At 37.6% G+C, this 21,600-nt stretch carries 21 protein-coding genes; 14 read left to right on the top strand and 7 right to left on the bottom strand.

What is annotated here, in order from left to right:
* The first annotated feature begins 142 nt into the window (after positions 1-142).
* Positions 143-961, top strand: a complete 819-nt coding sequence (locus IGL86_RS10045; protein ID WP_430605601.1) for a CHAP domain-containing protein — start codon at positions 143-145, stop codon at positions 959-961.
* A gap of 140 nt (positions 962-1,101) precedes the next feature.
* Here the strand turns inward: IGL86_RS10045 and IGL86_RS10040 are convergent, their stop codons facing one another.
* Positions 1,102-2,061, bottom strand: coding sequence for a diacylglycerol/lipid kinase family protein (locus IGL86_RS10040; protein ID WP_002356498.1), 960 nt, complete (start codon positions 2,059-2,061; stop codon positions 1,102-1,104).
* Positions 2,062-2,323: 262 nt separating this feature from the next.
* Between IGL86_RS10040 and IGL86_RS10035 the strand changes: the two genes are divergently transcribed.
* Positions 2,324-2,830 carry a QueT transporter family protein gene (locus tag IGL86_RS10035; protein ID WP_002356499.1) on the top strand — a complete coding sequence of 169 codons (507 nt, stop codon included), beginning with the start codon at positions 2,324-2,326 and terminating at the stop codon, positions 2,828-2,830.
* Positions 2,831-3,067: 237 nt separating this feature from the next.
* Positions 3,068-4,273 carry an aminoacyltransferase gene (locus tag IGL86_RS10030; RefSeq protein ID WP_002385715.1) on the top strand — a complete coding sequence of 402 codons (1,206 nt, stop codon included), beginning with the start codon at positions 3,068-3,070 and terminating at the stop codon, positions 4,271-4,273.
* Positions 4,274-4,328: 55 nt separating this feature from the next.
* Here the strand turns inward: IGL86_RS10030 and IGL86_RS10025 are convergent, their stop codons facing one another.
* Genes IGL86_RS10025 through IGL86_RS10010 form a run of 4 tightly spaced genes read right to left on the bottom strand, consistent with a single transcriptional unit; the run spans position 4,329 to position 7,300 of the window.
* Complete coding sequence (locus IGL86_RS10025) at positions 4,329-4,964, bottom strand: ECF transporter S component (RefSeq protein ID WP_002356501.1); 636 nt, start codon at positions 4,962-4,964, stop codon at positions 4,329-4,331.
* Positions 4,965-4,967: 3 nt separating this feature from the next.
* Positions 4,968-5,522, bottom strand: a complete 555-nt coding sequence (coaC, locus tag IGL86_RS10020; RefSeq protein WP_002359573.1) for a phosphopantothenoylcysteine decarboxylase — start codon at positions 5,520-5,522, stop codon at positions 4,968-4,970.
* Positions 5,519-6,292 (bottom strand): phosphopantothenate--cysteine ligase, encoded by a 774-nt coding sequence (gene coaB, locus IGL86_RS10015; RefSeq protein ID WP_002359575.1) that lies wholly within the window; start codon positions 6,290-6,292, stop codon positions 5,519-5,521. The genes coaC and coaB overlap by 4 nt, the downstream gene beginning before the upstream one ends.
* Positions 6,293-6,307: 15 nt before the next feature.
* Positions 6,308-7,300 (bottom strand): YhdH/YhfP family quinone oxidoreductase, encoded by a 993-nt coding sequence (locus IGL86_RS10010; protein WP_002382628.1) that lies wholly within the window; start codon positions 7,298-7,300, stop codon positions 6,308-6,310.
* A 263-nt stretch (positions 7,301-7,563) separates the two neighbouring features.
* On the opposite strand from IGL86_RS10010, the gene IGL86_RS10005 reads away from it, so the two are divergent.
* From IGL86_RS10005 to IGL86_RS09955, 11 genes are all read left to right on the top strand, one after another.
* Positions 7,564-8,106, top strand: a complete 543-nt coding sequence (locus tag IGL86_RS10005) for a helix-turn-helix domain-containing protein (RefSeq protein ID WP_002356507.1) — start codon at positions 7,564-7,566, stop codon at positions 8,104-8,106.
* A gap of 25 nt (positions 8,107-8,131) precedes the next feature.
* Positions 8,132-9,217, top strand: a complete 1,086-nt coding sequence (locus IGL86_RS10000; RefSeq protein WP_010823907.1) for an ABC transporter ATP-binding protein — start codon at positions 8,132-8,134, stop codon at positions 9,215-9,217.
* Between the two features lie 18 nt (positions 9,218-9,235).
* Positions 9,236-10,042, top strand: coding sequence for an ABC transporter permease (locus tag IGL86_RS09995; protein WP_010707223.1), 807 nt, complete (start codon positions 9,236-9,238; stop codon positions 10,040-10,042).
* Positions 10,042-10,878 (top strand): ABC transporter permease, encoded by an 837-nt coding sequence (locus IGL86_RS09990; RefSeq protein ID WP_002356512.1) that lies wholly within the window; start codon positions 10,042-10,044, stop codon positions 10,876-10,878. The genes IGL86_RS09995 and IGL86_RS09990 overlap by 1 nt, the downstream gene beginning before the upstream one ends.
* A complete protein-coding gene (locus IGL86_RS09985; protein WP_002376560.1) occupies positions 10,875-11,948 on the top strand; it encodes an ABC transporter substrate-binding protein in 1,074 nt (357 codons plus the stop codon). The genes IGL86_RS09990 and IGL86_RS09985 overlap by 4 nt, the downstream gene beginning before the upstream one ends.
* Before the next feature lie 149 nt (positions 11,949-12,097).
* Positions 12,098-12,781, top strand: a complete 684-nt coding sequence (locus tag IGL86_RS09980) for a TVP38/TMEM64 family protein (protein WP_010825468.1) — start codon at positions 12,098-12,100, stop codon at positions 12,779-12,781.
* A 108-nt stretch (positions 12,782-12,889) separates the two neighbouring features.
* Entirely contained in the window at positions 12,890-14,182 is a 1,293-nt protein-coding gene (locus IGL86_RS09975) for a GntP family permease (protein ID WP_002359581.1), read from the top strand.
* Between the two features lie 21 nt (positions 14,183-14,203).
* The gene (locus IGL86_RS09970; RefSeq protein ID WP_010825467.1) at positions 14,204-15,352 is read left to right on the top strand and encodes a glycerate kinase; all 1,149 of its coding nucleotides are present in this window, start codon (positions 14,204-14,206) and stop codon (positions 15,350-15,352) included.
* 141 nt (positions 15,353-15,493) lie between these two features.
* A complete protein-coding gene (locus IGL86_RS09965) occupies positions 15,494-16,507 on the top strand; it encodes a CdaR family transcriptional regulator (protein ID WP_002356518.1) in 1,014 nt (337 codons plus the stop codon).
* Positions 16,508-16,629: 122 nt separating this feature from the next.
* Positions 16,630-17,532 (top strand): diacylglycerol/lipid kinase family protein, encoded by a 903-nt coding sequence (locus IGL86_RS09960; protein WP_010715400.1) that lies wholly within the window; start codon positions 16,630-16,632, stop codon positions 17,530-17,532.
* A 119-nt stretch (positions 17,533-17,651) separates the two neighbouring features.
* The gene (locus tag IGL86_RS09955; RefSeq protein ID WP_002384134.1) at positions 17,652-18,386 is read left to right on the top strand and encodes a YcjF family protein; all 735 of its coding nucleotides are present in this window, start codon (positions 17,652-17,654) and stop codon (positions 18,384-18,386) included.
* Positions 18,387-18,669: 283 nt separating this feature from the next.
* Here IGL86_RS09955 and IGL86_RS09950 read toward each other — a convergent pair whose 3' ends face one another.
* Both IGL86_RS09950 and IGL86_RS09945 read right to left on the bottom strand, forming a co-directional pair.
* Positions 18,670-20,379 (bottom strand): ABC transporter permease/substrate binding protein, encoded by a 1,710-nt coding sequence (locus tag IGL86_RS09950; protein ID WP_002356521.1) that lies wholly within the window; start codon positions 20,377-20,379, stop codon positions 18,670-18,672.
* Complete coding sequence (locus IGL86_RS09945) at positions 20,372-21,562, bottom strand: quaternary amine ABC transporter ATP-binding protein (protein ID WP_002388977.1); 1,191 nt, start codon at positions 21,560-21,562, stop codon at positions 20,372-20,374. The genes IGL86_RS09950 and IGL86_RS09945 overlap by 8 nt, the downstream gene beginning before the upstream one ends.
* Positions 21,563-21,600 lie beyond the last annotated feature (38 nt).

The raw sequence follows: 21,600 nt of genomic DNA, 5'->3' as shown, positions 1-21,600 counted from the left end.
CGCATTACTTGTTTTTTTGAGTGGTTTTGTTGGTGTTAGTTTATTCGTTAAGTCAGAAGTAGTAGAGGCTACAACGATAGGTGATGACTATCCTGTTAAATGGAAAAATCTTCCTTTAGGCGGGGCGATTGATGATTGGAGAATGTATACTAGATATTGTACCTCATTTGTCGCTTATAGATTAAGCACAGCTAATAACTTTGAGCTTCCAAGTGGCTTTGGAAATGCTGATCGTTGGGGAACAGAAGCAATGGCGAGAGGTTACAAAGTAGATAAGAATCCTAAAGTAGGATCGGTGGCTTGGTGGACATCTACGCATGTTGCGTGGGTAGCAGAAGTATCTGGCGACAATGTTAAAGTTGAAGAGTACAATTATGGATTCGATGGTAAATACAATACTCGTTGGATTAACAAGAATTCCGCCAATGGATACATTCATTTTAAAGATATGCCACAAACACCTGTAGGTTGGTATAACAACGGTCACTATGATTATTACTATTATGCAGACGGAACAAAGGCGATTGGTCTAACTTGGGTAGGTACGAAACGCTATAATTTCGATAAAAATGGTGCCATGTACAAGAATGCTTGGACAAACAGCGATAAATATTCATATTATAGTACATCAGATGGCTCATTAGCGGTTGGTTTAACTTGGGTAGGTACGAAACGCTATAATTTTGATAAAAATGGTGCCATGTACAAGAATACTTGGACAAACAGCGATAAATATTCATATTATAGTACATCAGATGGCTCATTAGCGGTTGGACATCAACAAATTGGTGAAAATAAATATATTTTCGATAAAAATGGTGCACTATATAAAAATATGTGGGTAGATTTAGACGGAAATCGTTACTACAGTAAAGAAGATGGTGCTCTCGCTATTGGAGAACAAATCATTGATGGAATCACTTACAGGTTTGATGAAAGTGGGAAACTAGTTAATAATTAATTTTTGAGAATTAGAAAATTTATTTTAGAATAGAGATGTAAATCTGTTGCAAAGTTTAAGAAGATATTCGGATTGAGATAGATAACACAGCAATAAAAACATACCAAGATTATGAATTAATCTCGGTATGTTCTTATTTTTTAAAACCAAAACAAACGTTTTTGTGTGGTATAAACCATATCAATACTTCGTTTGCCTAAAATCTCGCCATCTGCGTGAATGGTTTGTGGAATCGTCGAAACAATTCGAATTTTGCTTGATTGAAAATGATGAAAATGCTTAGATTTCCCTTGTTTTTGGCGAAGCAATAGGAAAATAAGCCACAAAATTTTAAAAATATTGATTCGTTCCACGACAACTAAGTCCACGACTGCTTTGCGAGGATTGGCCGTCGGCATAATTGATACGCCCCCGCCAAAATAAGGATGATTTGTGACCGTACATAGGAAAGCACGATTAAATGTGTATTGTTTACCATTCATTTCAACTAAAATTGGAAAGCCTTTTTGTTTAAAAAAGACATGAATGATTGAAGAAATATAGGAAAGCGAGCCAAGCTTAAATTTATTTAAGGCTTTTTTTGATGACGATTCGTTGGTTTTTTCCACGATTGCCGCATCTAACCCTAAGCCAACATTATTGGTGGCTAAGCCGATTTCTTCTTGGTTGGCTTCTACATAATGAATCGTTTGAATTTCTTTTGGTCGTCTGGTGCGCAGGATTTGATGCAATGCTTTATCAATATTCCTTGATAATCCCACCCCTCGTGCAAAATCATTTCCAGAGCCGCATGGAATATAGCTTAAAGGAATAGCTGAATCATATGGAAGTAATGAATTAATGACATTATGTAGTGTGCCATCGCCGCCTAGCACGACTAGGATTGGAAAAGTTGAAACGTCTAAGTCTTCAGACCAAGGAAGTAAAGTTGTTTCTGCAAGTTCCTTCGTCAATTCTTTTTCATGTCCAGCGTAATCAGTGTAAAGAGCCGTATATTTAAGTTCTTGTTGCTTGAGTTGTTGAATCACTTTTCTAGCGACTTTTCGGCCATTGCCGCTACTTGCTTGCTCGTTGATAATAAGATAGTAGTGAATGTTCATTGAGCTCCTCCTTTGAATCGCTATTGTCCATTATACCAGAGGGAGGAACTTCTGCGAATAAAGATTGCTTAAAAAAGTAAAAAATGACTAGAAAAAGGTACGAAACAATGCACGAGAGGTGAAAACTGCAAATAAGTGCAAAGTAAAACAGGGCTTTCATTGACTATTTTGACTTTCCATATTAGAATGTGAACTGTTGCAATTGTAACCAAGGTTCATCAACCATCCCTTGTAAAAAAACTCGGAGAAAGAAGGAAAAAGTATGCAAAATTCGTTTCAAGCCAATCGAAAGCTAAGAACAGTCTTAGCCAATGGTATCATTATGGGCTTATATATTGTCCTCTCTTTATTGGTTCGGCCAGTTTCTTCTGGTATGATTCAATTTAGAATTTCAGAAAGTTTGAATCACCTAGTCGTTTTCAATCGCAAATTGATGTGGGGTGTTTTAGGCGGCGTTATCTTTTTTAACTTATTTTTTGGTTTCGGTGTAATGGATGCTCTGTTTGGTGGTGCGCAAACATTATTTGCGTTGAGCTTAACAGCTTTTTTACAAAAAAAGGTACCAAGTATTCCTGTTAGAATGTGTCTAAATAGTCTATTTTTCACTGTAAGTATGTTTTTTATTGCCTTTATGCTAGTACCAAGTGGCGGTCAAGCATTTTGGACAACTTATGGTTGGTTAGCATTAAGTGAAGCGATTATTATGACGATTTCAGCACCAATCATGTATTTTATCAACAAGTCATTAAAATTTGAAACACGTATTTAATTGAAAAGATGTGGATAGAAATGATTCATCCTTTGAATGGCAGTGAAGAAAAGTGTCGTTGCTATTAGTGAACTAAGTGGTAGAATGAACTGTTTCTACCTCGTCTTTTTTACATAAAGAATAAGATCTACATTTTTTCTAAAAATTTTCATGTAAAACTTTACTAGTCTGTTGGAATACACTATGATAGTGTAAGATAAACGGACTATTGGAAAGTCACAGCAGAGGAGTTTGAACATGTACACATTTAAAATCGGTATTCCGGCAGAAGTACACGATACATTTGTTAAAAATCACCCATTATGTAATTTACTACAGTCATCTTCATGGGCAAAAGTCAAGGATAACTGGGGTTCTGAAATTGTTGGGGTTTATGAAAAGGATACATTAGTCGCATCAAGTTTAGTTTTAATCAAACCATTACCAGCCGGTTTTACGATGTTATATACACCAAGAGGTCCAGTAATGGACTATACAAATGAACGTCTGGTCAGCTACTTTATGGCTGAATTGAAAAAATTTGGCAAGAAAAAACGAGCTTTATTTATAAAAATGGATCCAGCGGTTCATTATCAAGATTTCCATTTGGGAGAAGAACATCAACCGCATGCTGAAGCGACAGCTATTATTGAGACCTTGAAAAAAGCAGGGGCCAAATATCAAGGACTGACAATGGATATGGGGGCCACCATCCAGCCCCGCTTCCAAGCGAATATTTATCGTGAAGATTTTAGTGAAGAACAATTGTCAAAAAGCACCAAGAAAATGATTAAAACAGCTGAAAAAAAAGGGGTCGTTGTGCAGCAAGGGCATGTTGACTTTGTTGATGAATTTGAAAAAGTCATTCAATCAACCATGGAACGCCAACATATTTCTTTACGGAATAGTGATTACTTTAAGAAGCTGTTGAACATTTACCCAGAAGACTCCTTTATTATGCTGGCGCAAGTCAATTTAAAGGAACGCTTAGATAGCACGCGACAACGCTATGACAAAAATCAAAAAGACTTGAGTAATTTGAAAGAAAATCAAGTGAAAAAGCGCCATAATTTAGAAGAATTAGATGCTTCCTTGACTCGGGAACTAAAAGAATTAGAAGAAAATATCGCAGAAGCTGGTGAAATCGTCACGGTTGCTGGCGCCTTGGCTGTGACATTTGGTCCAACAAGTGAAATCCTTTATGCTGGCTTAGATGATCGTTATAAACGCTACATGCCAACTTATGTGACTTGGCGAGATGCCATTCAAGAATGTTTTAACCGTGGCTGCGAAAGCTGTAATATGGGCGGCTTAGAAGGTAGTTTAAATGATGGCTTAATTAAGTTTAAAGCGAACTTCAACCCAACGATTAATGAATTTATTGGGGAATTCGATTTACCGGTTAATAAATTATTATTTAAAGCCAGTGAATATGCCTATAAATTACGAAAACAAAAAAAATAAATAAAAAACACAGGGACTAAAAAGCAAACTTGATTTTTAGTCCCTGTGTTTTTTTCTATAGTTTTTGCGTTGCATTCCGTTTCATTAAGCGAAGCAAAACGCTAGCAATTGCTGAAGCAGCTACACCAGCAACAAGAGCTTCTGGCACACCAGAACTGAAAATCGTCGCAATAATAGCTAGGTAAACAGCAGTTCCAGCTTTACCAATAATTTCAGCATAAGCTGAATTAAAAAGAAAATAAATCATGTTCATGACTAAAATGGTATTCGTTGCTGAGCCTAAAACACCAGCCACAAATAAGGAGACAGGTTGCGCTTTTTCCTTCGTTAATTTATTTAGCCATTTGTAAGCGAAATAAGGAACGACCCCAATTAAAATCCGCGGAATGAGCACAATTAAAAGAGCCTTCCAACTACCGTGATCGGTACCGATCACGGGAATAAATGGAGAAAAAACAAACGACAAAGGTGTTGGTGCTGTCGTATTTTTAATTAAGCTAATGATCCCAAACGTGCCGCCCAACATACTACCGATTTTTGGCCCTAAAACAATGGAACCAATAATTACAGGAATATGCATCGTGGTCGAATTTAAAGGACCTAATGTGATAAATCCTAGCGGGGTTAAAGCCAGTAAAAGTAAGATAGCTAAGAACATGGCTGTTAACGTAAATTTTTTCGTGTTATTCATAAATTACTCCTTGTTATCAGATGCTAAAATTTTCATCACTGTTTGAAGGATATCTTCAACAGTGGCAAGTGCGCCACGACCATAATCACCACAAGCTAAAAGAGCCTCACGTGGGATTATTTCTTGATAGCCGACTTCTTTTAAAATGCCAATATTTCGTTGGACAATGGGGTTTTGGTACATATACGTATTCATCGCGGGCGCAATAATTTTGGGTGTTTCAGGATAAAGCGCCAAAGCAACTGTTGATAATAAGTCGTCGGCAATCCCATGGGCTAATTTCCCAATTGTATTGGCCGAAGCAGGTGCTACTAAAAATAAATCCGCTTTTTTAGCTAACTCAATGTGATTAATTTTACTGGGATCAATTTCCATCATGACATCCGTATGCACTGGATTCTTAGAAAGTGATTGTAAGGTCAGCGGAGTGATGAACGCTGTGCTGCTTTTAGTCATTAAAATTTCCACATTGTAGCCAAGCTTAGCTAGTTGACTTGTAATATCTGCTGCTTTATATGCAGAAATGCTGCCAGAGACGCCTAATAAAATAGTTTTCATTGTTGTTCTCTCCATTTCTTTTCAACATTTTTAACGATCATTGAACCAATCCCTTGTTTTGAACAAGCTTCTTGGACAATGCCCGTTTCGTTAATTAATAATCCTTCGTGTTCTGTTTCATGAACGTTCATCAAGTCATTGGCTAAGACAAAGTCACACCGATTTTTAACCAAAGCGGCTTGTGCAACCTGGACAAGTTCTTCTTGTGAAACGTCGACAAGTAATTTAAAGCCCACTAAAACAGTTTGGGGTTGCTTGTCACGAATCATTTGGATGACTTTAGGATTTTTCTTTAGAAAAATTAATAATCGGTCCGTATCAGATGAAATTTTTGTTGCTGTTTGAGGAATATCAGCAATCTGATTCAATGTGTTTTGAACGATAGTTACCAAGGCTTCTTTGGTCTTTGGCAATGTTTGTTCGCTTAATTGTTGAGCAAAAGAATCAATAAATTGTTCTTCCGTTTGCGCGGTTTCCGTCGTAAAATCACTGACTGCCATTGCGTGAACAATCGCATCAAATTGCTTTTCAGCAAAGAGTTGTTCTAACGTAGTGGCTAATTCAACCGTTGTTTCTATTTCTTTAATTGATAAGTCCAATTGTTGGGTTGGACGTAATGCATGTTTGGTTGTTACGTAGGTTACGGTGTGTCCAGCAGCTAAAAAACTTTCAGCAATTGCTTTTCCTAGTCCGCCAGAAGAATGATTGGTAATCGAACGAACATTATCAATCGGTTCTGACGTTCCGCCAGCAGTAACTAAAACATCCATAATCAAAACGCCTCCTTAAGAAATTCGGACAATGGTCCGTCCAATATGTTGGCCTGCTTGTAATGCTTCAAAAACAGGGGGAAGTTCTTCTAAAGTAATCTCTTGATACACAGCTTTTTCAGTGATGTCTAAATCAGTGGCAAGACGTTGCCAAACTATTTTTCGTTTGTCCATACCAACATTAACCGAATCAATGCCCAATAAATGAACGCCCCGTAAAATAAAGGGTAAAACGGTTGTCTCTAATGTAATTCCAGCAGCGCGGCCACAAATGGCTGAACGGCCATCATAACGAAGTTGTGGTAAAACAGCAGAAGTAATTTCCCCACCAGTGGTATCAATTGCAAAAGCAAAACGCTGTTTCATCAATGCTTTAACAGGAGTTGCTAAGAAATCTTCTACTAATAAGCATTCACTAACACCTAACTCTTTTAAAAGCTCAAAAGAATCTGGCTTTCTAGTTAATGCAGTGATTGAAGTGTAGCCTAATTGATGCAACATCGCAATAGACAATGTCGCAACACCGCCTGTCGCACCAGTTACAATAATGGGGGCTTCTTTGTCGTCGCGTAAGCCATCGTCTTCTAAAGCTGTGACAGATAATCCTGCCGTAAAGCCAGCAGTTCCGAAAATCATTGCTTCTTTGAGACTCATTTTTTCAGGAAGTGGAACTACCCAATCGCCAGGAACACGCACATATTCAGAATAACCACCAGTATGAGTAACCCCTAATTGATAGCCTGTTACGATCACTTTATCGCCTTCTTTGAAACGAGGATCTTCCGATGTGACAACGGTGCCACTGACATCAATTCCTGGAATCATTGGATAATTGCGAATCACACCGCCGTCTTTTTTTGAAGCTAAAGAGTCTTTAAAGTTAACTGAGGAGTAGGCTGCTTTGATTACTACAGTGCCTTCTGATAAATCGTCTAAAGTAATGGTTTCTAGTTGACCAATAACAGATGTATCTTGTTCTCTTAACGTAAATGCTTGAAATGAATTCATATAAAAACTCTCCTTCCAATTATGTAAAAAAGCAACTCGTCTTATTTTATCATATTCTGATTTTTTCGTATCATTTTTCTTCTTATAAACAGTAAGTTATACAGAAAAGAAAGATTGTGTGACAATTAGACTAGAAAAATAAAGAAAAATGGTTGAAATTTTTCAAAAAGTTCGTATACTAAAAAAGGTAAAACTAAACTGTAAGTTTAGTATTACAAAACTTTTGTTGAAAAGATTAGCTGAAAATAGAAACGAGGTGTGCCATGGAAATTGGTGAGAAGTTGAGAAATTTACGCATTCAGAAAAATTTAACACAAGAAGAATTAGGCGAAAGAACGGATTTATCCAAAGGCTATATTTCCCAATTGGAGCGGGATTTAAGCTCACCATCAATGGAAACATTTTTCTCAATTTTAGAAGTACTAGGCGTGACGCCAGAGCAGTTTTTTAGTCAGCAACCGCTTGAACAGAAAATTGTCTACAATGAAGAAGAAAGTACCCTCTATTATGATGAAGAACATGGCTATGAACTAAAATGGTTAATTCCAGCCTCAAATGAAAAAGAAATGGAACCTGTCATTATTACTTTTGATAAAAATGGCGAATACAAAACGTTTGAACCTTCTCTATCGGAAACATTTATTTATGTGATTGATGGCTCCATTCGTTTGACATTAGGGGAAGCCACGTATATTGCTAAAAAAGGTCAAACCATGTATTACCAAGCAACAGAACCTCACCAAATTAGCAACAATGGTCGAGGAAAAAGTCGTGCGTTAATTGTGGCGACAGAATCGTATTTATAAAGGACGAAATGGAGGAGTTTATCCAGTGAGAAACCATGTGATTTCATTTGAAAATGTTGTCAAACAATTTGACGATGAACCAGTATTAAAAAATGTCAGCTTTGAAATTGAAGAAGGGAAATTTTATACGTTATTAGGACCTTCAGGATGTGGCAAAACAACGATTTTGCGTATTATTGCGGGATTCAATGACGTGACTTCTGGCGATGTTTATTTTGATGGTAAAAGAATAAATGATGTACCTGCCAATAAACGCCAAGTCAATACCGTGTTTCAGGATTATGCTTTGTTTCCTCACATGAATGTTTTTGATAATGTTGCGTTTGGTTTAAAAATCAAAAAACTATCCAAAACAGAAATTGAAAAAAAAGTGAAAGAGGCATTACGTTTGGTTCAATTACCCGGCTACGAAACACGTGAAATTAGTGAAATGTCTGGGGGCCAGCGTCAGCGGGTCGCAATTGCACGAGCGATTGTCAATGAGCCAAAAGTATTGCTTTTAGATGAGCCGTTATCCGCTTTAGATTTGAAATTACGCACAGCGATGCAATATGAACTACGTGATTTACAACAACGTTTAGGAATTACTTTTATTTTTGTGACCCATGATCAAGAAGAAGCATTAGCGATGAGTGATGAAATTTTTGTCATGAATAAAGGTCATATCGTGCAAAGTGGCACACCAGTCGATATTTATGATGAACCGATTAATCACTTTGTTGCTGACTTTGTGGGGGAAAGTAATATTGTGGATGGCGTGATGCTGGAAGATAATTTAGTTTCATTTGTGGGCAAAAAGTTTGAATGTGTCGATGGCGGCATGCGGAAAAATGAACCTGTAGAAGTCGTTTTACGTCCAGAAGACTTAACGATTACCACGCTTGAAAAAGGCAAGCTAACCGTAACGGTGGATACACAGTTATTCCGCGGCGTTCATTATGAAATTATTTGTTTTGATGAACAAGGAAACGAATGGATGGTGCATTCCACTCGAAAAGCCAAAGAAGGCGCTCAAGTAGGGCTCTCTTTTGAGCCAGAAGATATTCACGTGATGCGCTTCAATGAATCAGAAGAAGACTTTGATGCCCGTTTAGAGAGTTACGACGAGTAAACGAAAGGGGAAAATAAAATGAAAACAATGCGTCGAATTTATTCGATTCCCTATGTAATGTGGTTACTTTTATTCGTCATTGCGCCAGTGCTAATGATTATTTATCAATCATTTTTCGATATGAATGGCCAGTTTACCTTGGCGAATTACCAAACGTATTTTACATCAGGAACGTATTTAAGTATGACCGTTAATTCGGTTTGGTATGCTTTTCTGATTACCATTTTTACGTTATTGGTAAGTTATCCTACGGCTTATTTTTTGACAAAGCTCAAGCATAAACAGTTGTGGTTAATGCTCGTTATTTTACCAACATGGGTGAATTTATTATTAAAAGCTTATGCCTTTATTGGGATTTTCAGTATTCATGGGAGTATCAATCAGTTTATGAGTTTTATGGGTTTGGGTACGCACCAAATTCTGTTTACAGATTTCAGTTTTTTATTTGTCGCAACGTATATTGAAATTCCATTTATGATTATGCCGATTTTTAATGCCTTAGAAGAGATGAATCCTTCATTGATTAGTGCTAGTCGGGACTTAGGAGCTAGCAGTGCGGAAACATTCCGCCGTGTCATTTTTCCTCTTTCCCTAAACGGTGTGAAAAGTGGCGTTCAAGCTGTCTTTATTCCTTCGCTCTCGCTCTTTATGTTAACGCGTTTAATTGGCGGCAATCGGGTGATTACGTTGGGAACGGCGATTGAGGAACACTTCTTAGTAACGCAAAACTGGGGCATGGGTTCAACAATAGGTGTGATTTTAATTGTTGCCATGTTTATTGTGATGTTGCTGACGGGTGAGAAGAAGAAAGGGCGTGGCAAATAATGCAAAAGAAAAAGTTTAAATGGTCTTATGTGTATTTATTCGTTGTCTTTGCGCTACTGTACGCACCAATCTTTTATTTGATTTTTTATTCGTTTAACGACACGCAAACGATGAATCAGTTTACTGGTTTTACGTTAGATAATTATCGGAACGTTTTCGAAGACACACGCTTGTTAACCATTGTTCTGAATACGTTTTTGTTAGCTTTCTTATCGGCTTTAATAGCAACCATCATTGGAACATTTGGCGCGATGGGGATTTATTATACAAAACGTCGTAAAAACCGGAACACGTTGCTTAGCTTTAATAACATTTTACTCGTTTCACCAGATGTTATTATTGGAGCCAGTTTCTTAATTTTCTTCACGGCAGTAGGGTTTATCAGTTTAGGTTTTACAAGTGTATTATTGTCGCATATTGCCTTTAGTATTCCAATTGTTGTTTTAATGGTTTTACCAAAACTACAAGAGATGAACGATTCTATGGTAGATGCGGCACGGGATTTAGGGGCCAATAATGTTCAAGTGATTAAAAATATTATTTTGCCTTTTTTAGCGCCAGGAATTATTGCTGGCTACTTTATGGCCTTTACTTATTCGTTGGACGATTTTGCCGTAACATTCTTTGTGACAGGCAATGGTTTTTCAACATTATCTGTTGAAATTTATTCACGAGCACGTCAGGGAATTAGTTTAGAAATCAATGCCTTAAGTGCGTTAGTGTTCCTATTCTCAATGATTCTAGTTGTCGGTTATTACTTTATCAGTAAAGACAATACGCCAAAACGTTTAAAGAAAATGCGTCGGGAACAAAGTGAGGTGGCCAAGTTAAAATGAAAAAATTACAGTCACTTTTTATTGGAATTATCGCTATTATTGTCATCTTGTTTTTTGGCGTGCGCCAATTGGAGAAAGCAAGTGGCATGGCAGGAGCAGATACCTTGACCATTTACAATTGGGGGGACTATATAGATCCGGCCTTGATTAAGAAATTTGAAAAAGAAACAGGCTATAAAGTCAATTACGAAACCTTTGATTCTAATGAAGCTATGTATACAAAAATTCAGCAAGGTGGCACAGCCTATGATATTGCCATTCCTTCTGAATATATGATTCAAAAAATGATGAAAGCGAAGATGCTTTTACCACTTGATCACAGCAAATTAAAAGGCTTAGAAAACATTGATGCACGCTTTTTAGATCAATCCTTTGATCCCAAAAATAAGTTTTCCGTTCCGTACTTCTGGGGCACATTGGGGATTATTTATAATGATAAATTTATTGACGGTCGTCAGATCCAACATTGGGATGATTTATGGCGCCCGGAATTAAAAAATAATGTCATGCTGATTGATGGCGCTCGCGAAGTGTTAGGATTATCTTTGAACAGTTTAGGCTATTCGTTAAACAGTAAAAACGACCAACAATTACGTCAGGCTACCGATAAGTTAAACCGATTAACGAACAATGTCAAAGCAATTGTTGCCGATGAAATCAAAATGTACATGGCTAATGAAGAAAGTGCAGTTGCTGTAACTTTCTCTGGTGAAGCTGCTGAAATGCTAGAAAACAATGAACATCTACATTATGTGATTCCCAGTGAAGGCTCTAATCTCTGGTTTGATAACATTGTGATGCCTAAGACAGCCAAAAATAAAGAGGGTGCCTATGCATTTATGAACTTTATGTTACGACCAGAAAATGCGGCACAAAACGCAGAATATATTGGTTATTCCACACCAAATAAAGAAGCTAAAAAACTATTACCAAAAGAAGTTGCCGAAGATAAACAATTTTATCCAGATGATGAAACCATCAAACATTTAGAAGTTTACCAAGATTTAGGTCAAGAATACTTAGGAATTTATAACGATCTGTTCTTGGAGTTTAAGATGTATCGGAAATAAAAAAAGTACCTTCATAACTTTCGAATCGCCCCTAAAAGTTAGATTTTTAGTCTAACTTTTAGGGGCGGCTTTTATTCATACAAGCTTCTAATTGAGGCACGAAGAAACCTGTGCTACACTTTGTATAAAGCATAAAAGGAGCAAAGAAAATGAAGAGGAAAACAATCCGAATACTACTAATCAGTAGCGGGCTTATTTTAATCCTGCTGGTAGGTTACCGTTTGTATCTAGAATATCAAACAGATATTCAATTATTTTTGAATCCTAAAGCCAGTAAGACACAATTATTAGAGCGAATTCGTTCACATGGTTTTTCAGCAGCGCTATTGTTAGTTTTTTTGACCGCAATCATGTGTGCAGTACCAGGGATTCCAACCTCAGTAATTGGTGTGATTGCAGGATTGAGTTTTGGTCCCTTCAGCGGCACACTCATTAACGTTTTAGGGAATAGTTTGGGAAATTTAGTTGCAATCTTTTTGATGCATCATATAAAATTTTTAGATAAAAAAACGGAGACCAATCATTGGGTCCAGTCCATTCGACGGATGAAGCATCCAAAAATTGGGATTATGGTGGGCTACATGATTCCAATTATTCCTTCTTCTGTGATTAATTTTGCTGCGGATACTATGCAGTTGCCATTAAAAAATTTAATAGCCGCGATAGTCGTTGGTGTGATTCCTTCCTCAATACTTTACGCATGTGGAGGCGAAGCGCTCTTTCATGGATATAATAAAACGGCAGTATTGTTAATTGTGAGTGTTCTTTTGTTCGTTGGCTTGGTGGTCATTATTGAGAAAGATAGAAAAAGATTTCAAAAAACTGTTCTTTAAGAACAGTTTTTTGTGCATTTGAACAATAAATCCTGTTAAATTTACAATTTTAAAAAGAAAGGACTTTGATAAAATGAAAGCGTAAACAATTTAAGGAGCTGATTTTGAATGCCAGATATTACAATATCTTGGGTTGCTGCAATTTTAGGATTAGTTGTAGCGATAGTATTAATTTTGAAAAAATTTAATCCTGTGTATTCCTTGTTTTTTGGTGCAATTGTTGGTTGTCTTATTGGAGGCGCTTCCCTGTCAGATACAGTCGCTGTTCTATTAAACGGAACACAAAGTATTATGGGAACCGCAATCCGTGTCTTAGCAGCCGGTATGTTGGCGGGTGTGATGATGGAATCGGGTGCGGCAGAATCAATTGCCAACGCCATTGTACAAAAGCTTGGCGAGAAAAAAGCTATTTTATCTTTGGCATTATCCACAATGGTAATTACAGCAGTGGGCGTATTCATTCCTGTTGCAGTGTTGATTGTTGCCCCGATTGCTCTATCTGTTGGGAAAAGTACGGGTATCAGTAAGTTATCATTATTGATTGCCTTATCAGGTGGCGGCAAAGCGGGCAATATTATTTCGCCTAATCCAAATACTATTGCAGCGGCGAACGGCTTTGATTTACCTTTAAGTGACGTTATGATTGCTGGTTTTATTCCAGCCGTATTTGGCTTAATTACAGCTGTTGTTCTTGCAAATATCATGAGAAGCAAAGGATCAATGGTCAAAGAAACGGATCTTGTAGAGGAACAAACAAAAGAATTATTACCTTTGAAAAAGGCGTTAATCGCGCCAGTGTTAGCGATTGTCTTATTATTACTTAATCCGATTGGCGCCGTTTTAAATATTTCTTTCATCAAAAGTTTGAATATTGATGCTCTGTATATTTTGCCGTTCGCTTCAGTTGTTGGGACAATTGCGATTGGTCAAACAAAACAACTGGCCTTTTATGCGTCTTCTGGCTTGAAGAGAGTAACCGATACCGTTTTAATTTTAATTGGTGCAGGTGCAATTGCTGGATTAATTTCTGTTTCTGATTTATCAACACAAATTGTCCACTTAATTTCTGTAATGGGAATTTCTGGAACCTTCTTGGCACCGATTTCTGGTATTTTAATGGGCTTAGCAGTTGGTTCAACATCCACAGCGGTTATTTTAGCGACAGGTTCTTTTGGACCAGCGATTTTAGATATGGGCACATCTTCACTTTCAGCAGCAGTCATGGTGCATACTGGGGCAACTGTGATTGATAGTGTTCCTCAAGGCAATTATTTCCATATTACGGCACAAAGTATGAATATGACGATTAAAGAAAGAATTCGAGTGATTCCTTATGAAATGTGTGTCGGTGGGGTAATGACGATTGTTGCAACCATTTTATATGGCTTTATTTTAAACTAGTTGGAAAGTAGGCGCGAAAAGATGACGAAAAAATTTGTTTTGGCTCCAGACTCATTTAAAGAAAGTATGAGTGCAAAAGAAGCCTGTCTGGCAATGGAAAAAGGGATTTTAGCTGTATTTAAAGATGCAGACATTCAACACGTCCCGATGGCAGACGGCGGGGAAGGAACGGTGGATTCCTTAGTGGATGCAACAGGAGGCACAAGAGTACCAGTGCGTGTGGCAGGACCGCTTCCTGATCAAATCGTTGAAACCTATTACGGCTTATTAGGTGACCAAGAAACGGTGGTCATTGAAATGGCGAAAGCCAACGGAATTGAATTGGTCAAAGCAGTAGAACGTAATCCCTTGATCACTTCTACTTATGGTACAGGAGAAATGATTCAACATGCGCTCAATCATGGGGCAAAAAAAATCATTATCGGCATTGGTGGTAGCGTGACAAATGATGGCGGTGCAGGTATGATTCAGGCACTTGGTGCGCGTTTGTTAGACAAGGAAGGGCAAGAATTGACGCGTGGCGGTGGTGCATTAGATAAACTGGCGCAGATCGATTTAACACAGTTTGATCAACGTATTTTTGCTACCGAAGTTCTAGTAGCAAGTGATGTGAATAACCCACTAACAGGGCCAACAGGGGCGTCTCATGTCTTTGGCCCGCAAAAAGGTGCAACAGAAGAAATGGTGGCTCAATTAGATAAAAACTTAGCCCATTATGCAGCGATCATCAAAAAAGAGATCGGCATTGATGTTGAGATGATGCCAGGTGCAGGAGCCGCTGGTGGTTTGGGTGCAGGGTTACTAGCATTCACAAAAGCTCAGTTACGCCCAGGGATTGATATTGTCGTAGAAGTGAATCAATTAGAAGAAAAAATAAAAGCTGCTGATTATGTCTTTACTGGTGAAGGCGGGATGGATTTTCAAACAAAATTCGGCAAAGCCCCTTATGGCGTCTCACGTTTGGCCAAGAAGTATCAAAAACCGGTTTTCGCTTGTGCTGGCTATATCGGCAAAGATGTGGATGTCCTCTATGAAGAAGGGATGACGGCTATTTTTGGAATTTTGGCCAAAGCCGAACCGTTGGAAGCAGCATTGAAAAATGGACCAGTTAACTTAGAAAGAACCGTTGAAAATATTGCTCGTACATTACAGCTGGTGCCTTGTGACTAAGAACTAACCATGGTATCATCAGTAATGAAAGCTGAAATAAAAATGTTCAGTCGTTGATCTGAAGAATTAAGCGTTTGGGACATAAGTCATTGCGGCTTATGTCCCAAACGCTACTCGCTTTTTAGAAAGTTGGCGATAGCAATGTTAAAATTAGACAAAATCCAAGCAAATAAAATTGTTGAAAAGTTAATGGCGGATATTCCTTATAACATCAATATTATGGATGAACGAGGAAAAATTATTGCGAGTGGAGATTCTGCTCGAATTGGGGAGCGCCATCGTGGCGCAGAAAGAGCCATCAATGAACGGAAAAATATTGAAATTTATAAAGATACTTCTTTAGAGAAAAAAGGCACCAATGAACCGATTATTTTGAATGATCACATTTTAGGTGTCGTAGGCATTTCAGGAGAACCAGACGAGGTGCGCAAATTTACCAAGCTTGTGCGCTCGATTGTTCTTTTACTGACAGAAGAATTAAATACACAACAAGAACGCGAAAAAAAGAAAAAACAAAAAAATCAGTTTATCCAGCACTTAATGCATGTTGATTCTGCTTACTCAGAAGCCTTAAAACTTGAAGCGTTGGAACTATATAACCTTCAATTAGATGACCAGAATCATTGTGTACTGACCAAGGACAAGCGCTTATTATCCAGTTATTATCCTGGCCATGAAATATTTGAATGGGAAAATTGTTATCTGGTGATTACTTCTGAACCACCTCAGATAACAAAGCCAGTAACAGAATACCTTGTAATAAGTTCGGAAAAAGCCACGATTCAACAAATGGTCCAAGAGGCACAAAACACGTATTTACTTCTATCATTTCTCCAATTAGAAAAGGCTAAGTTTTACCAAGCAGAAGATTTTTTCATTCAAGGAATTTTTAATTTTCCTTTTCATATTGAATTGGATTTTTTTGAAACCATCCAGACGATTTATGATGAATACTATGAAACCGTTATTTTTTTCGCCAATCATAATTTAAACATCAATGAAACCTCACAAGTATTACATATCCATCGAAATACATTGAATTACCGTTTGAAACGAATTCATGAATTGACGGGGATGGATCCAAAAGTTTGGCAAGATTTTTGGAAATTGTTCTATTATTTTGCCTATTGCTTTAAAGAACGTTTTGAAAAGTAGTGAGGAGCAGGAATGCTTGTTTGTTAAGCAAGTGTCAGCATATTTTTCGCCAGAATCAAAAATATCTTTTATAATAATTGTAAGGAATCAAACGATTTAGTTATCAATGAGGAGTGGTGCCAGTGAAAAAAGCAGTTTTAATTGTTAACCCCAGTTCTGGTGGTGAAAAAGCCAAAGAATTTGAAACGTTAGCAGAAGAAAAATTAAAGCAGTTATTTGATGAAGTTGTAGTGAAACAAACAGAAAAAGGCGGCGATGCAGAACAATTTGCCCGTGAAGCTGCGGAAAGTCACTTCGACAGTGTTTTCGTAATGGGGGGAGATGGAACCGTTAATGAAGGAATTAGCGGGTTGGCAGAACAAGCTTACCGCCCGAAATTTGGCTTTTTTCCTTTAGGAACGGTGAACGATTTAGCGCGAGCCTTGAATTTACCGATGGATCCTGAAGAAGCGATTCAACAATTAGATTTAGAAAAAACCAGTGCTTTAGATGTGGGGAAAATCAATGACGACTACTTTATGAATGTCGTTGCGATTGGGACGATTCCAGAGTCAATTAACGACGTGGACGTTGAACAAAAAACGAAGTTAGGAAAACTCGCTTATTTTATTTCAGGTGCCAAACATTTAGCGAATGCTCAAACGTATCCTTTTCATTTAAGCTTGGATCAAAAAGAACAAACCATTGAAAGTAGTACCGTTTTAGTTGGTTTAACGAATTCAATCGGTGGGTTTGAAACGTTATTACCAGAAGCCCAAGTGGATGATGGCAAACTTCATTTAGTTTATTTAAAAGATCAATCATTGTGGGATGCAGTAAAAGCCGTTCCAGATTTGTTAAAAGGAGTCGATCAGTCCACTGATAATTTAGCTTACCTAACCTTTAAAGAAGGAACAATCTCCTTAGAAAACCAAGAAGAATTAACCACTAATGTGGATGGTGATGAAGGAGCTGCTTTGCCAATTACGCTGAAAATTTTGCCTAAACACTTGACGGTGTATTGCGGTGAAGAACAAACAAAATAGCTGATTTTTTGAGAAAAGCTAGAACATTTCTATTTGTTTAAAAAACAGATAAGTTCTGGCTTTTTAAATCATCTAAAAGAGAATCAATCAGGGGCTATGCTATACTTTGTTTCTACATATTGATAGATAAAGGAGTTAATGAGATGAGAAGAAAAAAACATAAAAACAAAAAGAAACAAGAACTTTTTGAAGAGATTGAAAAACAAGAATTAGCAGAACAAGAAACTAAGCAATTGAATGAAGAAATCGAAGACCCAGAATTTCGTTCTTTTTTTCAAGATGTCTTGAAAAAATTTCCACAAAAAACGTCTACGGCCATAATGAATGCTTTCGCAACTTCTAAAGGTAAAGCAGAACAATTAGTGACGAACAGTCAAACACAACTCGACAAAGTATTTGATGAATTTTTGGCTGGTGTTTCACCTGACGTGAAAAAGAAAAGTCATCAAACGATTCATTTTGCTGCATTGTCAGCAGCAATTATTGGGTTTTCGCCAATTCCGTTTTCGGATGCTTTTTTACTGGTACCTGTTCAATTAACTATGATGTCACGGCTGCATAAAATTTTTGGTCAGTCTTGGTCTGAAAGTTTAGGTAAAAGTTTAACCAAAGAATTAGTAGTGGTTAGTTTAGGTAAGAGTGCAGTCGGGAATATTCTAAAAGTGATTCCTGTTGTCGGAACTGTGACTGGTGGCATGGTCAATGCTTCAGTTGCGGTAGCAATTACGGAAGCGCTTGGCTGGGTTACTGTCAAAATGTTAAATGATGGTGTTGATATCTTTGATGATGTGATGTCTTTCAAAGGACAATTTTCAACATTATTTAAAGCCATCCAAAATGCTAAAAAGAAATAATCGCTGTATCGATTAACTAGGATGAGACAGATTTAAACTTTTTTAAGTAATTCGTAGCAAATTTCCAAGGTTTTCGTCACAAATTATTCACAGGTTCTCGTTAATATATAAGCATACCAACAAAACACCCAACATAAACACTTTTCATTTTTACTCCTCAAGTAAAAATAACTCCTTTCCACTCAGTCTACCCAACTGAGTGGTTTTTTTGGCGAAAAAAGAGGGCGTTGAACAATTTGTTCAACGCCCTCTTTTAATAGATGGGGAAGTCATTTGTTAAGAATTATTTTTTCCATTCTGCTACTTGGTCTTTATGTGAATCAACCCAATCACGTGCAGCTTCTTGTGGGTCTTTGCCTTCGTTAATTTCTAACATGACAGATTCCATATCCTTAGTGGTCCAATGGAAATTATCTAACACTTTGTAAGCTTCTGGTTGATCTTCTTTTAGGCCTTGGCGAGCCATTGTGTGAATCGCTTCTTCGCCGCCCATAGTGCCTTTTGGATCAGCTAAATATTTTAAATCATATTTTGCAAACATCCAGTGAGGAGACCAGCCAGTAATAACGATGTCTTCGTTGTTTTTAATTGCTTGTCCTAAGGCGACAGTCATGGCACCTGATGAAGAAGTTTCAACAGACCAATCTTTCAAATTAGGATAAGCTTCTTTAGTTTTCTCTGCTGCTGCAACAACACCAGCCCCAGGTTCAATTCCAGTAATCTTTTTCCCAGCTTGATCAGATAAATCTTCGATAGAATCAACATCCATATAAGAAGGGACGACAATTCCTAGCTTCGCACCTTTAAGGTTTTCACCAAGGTCGTCTAATTTATCTTTATATTGTTTATATTGCTCTGCGTGTGTTCCTGGTAGCCACGCACCAACCATGGCATCTGTTTCACCTTTAGCTACAGATTCCCACATAATTGCGTTATCTAAAGGAGTCGTTTTAACATCATACCCCATATCTTTTAAGACTTCGGCAACCACATGTGTGGAGGCTACTTCGGTATCCCATTCCACATAAGAAAGGGAAATTTGCTTATCATTTGTTGTTGTAAAAATTGAAGCACCGACTAAGCCAGCGACAATTACAACAACCGCTGCAATAATCCCATATTTTTTCTTTTTAGAGGTGGCACCAGCTGCTTTAGGGGCTGCTTTTTTATTATTTAAATGTTGAGTAAAACGGTCAATGATAATCGCTAAAATAACTAAAGCCACACCATTTACGAAACCGTTCCCGACTTGCGCACGTTGTAAAGCAGAAAGGACGCCACGTCCTAATCCAGGTGCACCAATCATTGAAGCAATAACTACCATTGATAGGGCTAGCATGGTTGTTTGATTAACACCAGCCATAATCGTGTTTTTGGCTAAAGGTAATTCTAATTTGAATAATTTTTGCCAGCCAGTACTACCGTAAGAATCAGCTGCTTCAACAAGTTCATTTGGTACTTGTCGAATTCCTAAATTCGTAAAGCGCACGGTTGGTGGTAAAGCGAAGATAACAGAGGCGAAGACCCCAGGAACCATACCAATTCCGAAGAATGCAACGGCTGGAATCAAGTAAACGAAACCAGGCATTGTTTGCATGAAGTCCAAAATCGGTGTAATAATACTCTTGGCTTTTTCGCTTTTCGCCATTAAAATCCCTAGTGGCACACCAATGATAATGGAAATAACACTAGAAAGTAAAACTAACGTAACGGTACTCATTAAATCGTTCCATAAGTTTTGATTATAGATAAACATTAAGCCGATAAACGTGAATAAACTTAAGCCGATTTTTTTATTAGAAATAAAGAAAGCAGCAATCGTTAATAGCACGATCAGCACAAGTGGTGGTACGGCTGTTAGTAAGGCAGTAATGTTGTCCATTACACTTTGACCAATTGTTTGTAAAAAGCTGAATAATCCAGCAAATGTTGAAGTTAACCAATCAGTAAAACTTTCAACCCAAGACGCGACAGGTAATTGATACTTATTCATGTTCGTTCACCTCTGTTTCTGCAAGTGCTTCAAGTACGCTACCACGGATGACCACGCCTAATAGTTTGCCGTTATCAGTCACGGCAAGAGGTGTTTGTGCATCATAAATCAGTGGAAAAATATCATTCACTAACATATCTTTGTCGATTGTTTGAATTTCTGGATCCACACATTCTACAAGAGAAGTCCCGTTTTTACGCGCTTCTAAAGCTTTTTCTGCGCGTACAACGCCTTTTAGTTGGCGTTTTTTATCCACGGCAAGTAACATACTCACTTCTTCTTGACGCATCCGTTTTAAAGCAACAGTTGGGCCATCAATTTCAATGTTAGTAGTTAAAGCAGGTACCATAATATTTTGGGCAGTTAAGACTTTTGAACGATCCACATCTTCCACGAAGGTTCGCACATATTCGTTGGCTGGGTTGGTTAAAATTTCTTCTCCAGTCCCAATTTGCATAATTTGACCATCTTTCATCAAGGCAATCCGGTCGCCGATTCGTAAAGCTTCATTCAAATCATGTGTGATAAAGATAATGGTTTTTTTGACATTTTCTTGTAAATCTAATAGTTCGTCTTGCATTTCACGACGAATTAACGGATCAAGAGCAGAGAACGCTTCGTCCATTAATAAAATTTCTGGATCGTTAGCCAAGGCACGAGCAAGGCCGACACGTTGTTGCATCCCACCAGATAATTGACTTGGTAATTGGTCTTTAAAAGCAATTAAGCTAGAATTTTCTAAGGCTTTTTCAGCTTTTGCTTGGCGTTCTTCTTTAGGAACACCACGAATTTCTAAACCATATTCCGTATTTTCTAAGATAGTTCGATGGGGGAAAAGACCAAAGTTTTGGAAAACCATGCTCATTTTATTTCGACGTACTTCACGTAATCCTTCTTTATCTAAAGAAGAAATATCTTGTCCATCAATATAAATATTTCCTGAAGTTGGTTCAATCAAACGATTTAATAAACGAATTAATGTTGATTTCCCACTTCCTGATAACCCCATAATAACGAAAATTTCGCCTTCTTCAACTTCGAAATTTACATCATAAACACCGACTGTGGCACCCGTTTTTTCTAAAATTTCTGTTTTGCTTTTGTTGGCACGAATCATTTCAAGTGCCGGTTTGGTTTTCTTACCAAAGATCTTGGTAAGGTGATTTACTTTTACTTTTGGCAAATCATTGTTCCTCCTCATTAAAAAAAGTGACTACATCA

The organism is Enterococcus sp. DIV0774 (assembly GCF_050539095.1).
In the GTDB taxonomy this organism is placed as follows: domain Bacteria; phylum Bacillota; class Bacilli; order Lactobacillales; family Enterococcaceae; genus Enterococcus; species Enterococcus faecalis.
Note: the sequence above shows the minus strand (reverse complement) of the source record. Positions and strands in the feature narration are given on the sequence as shown.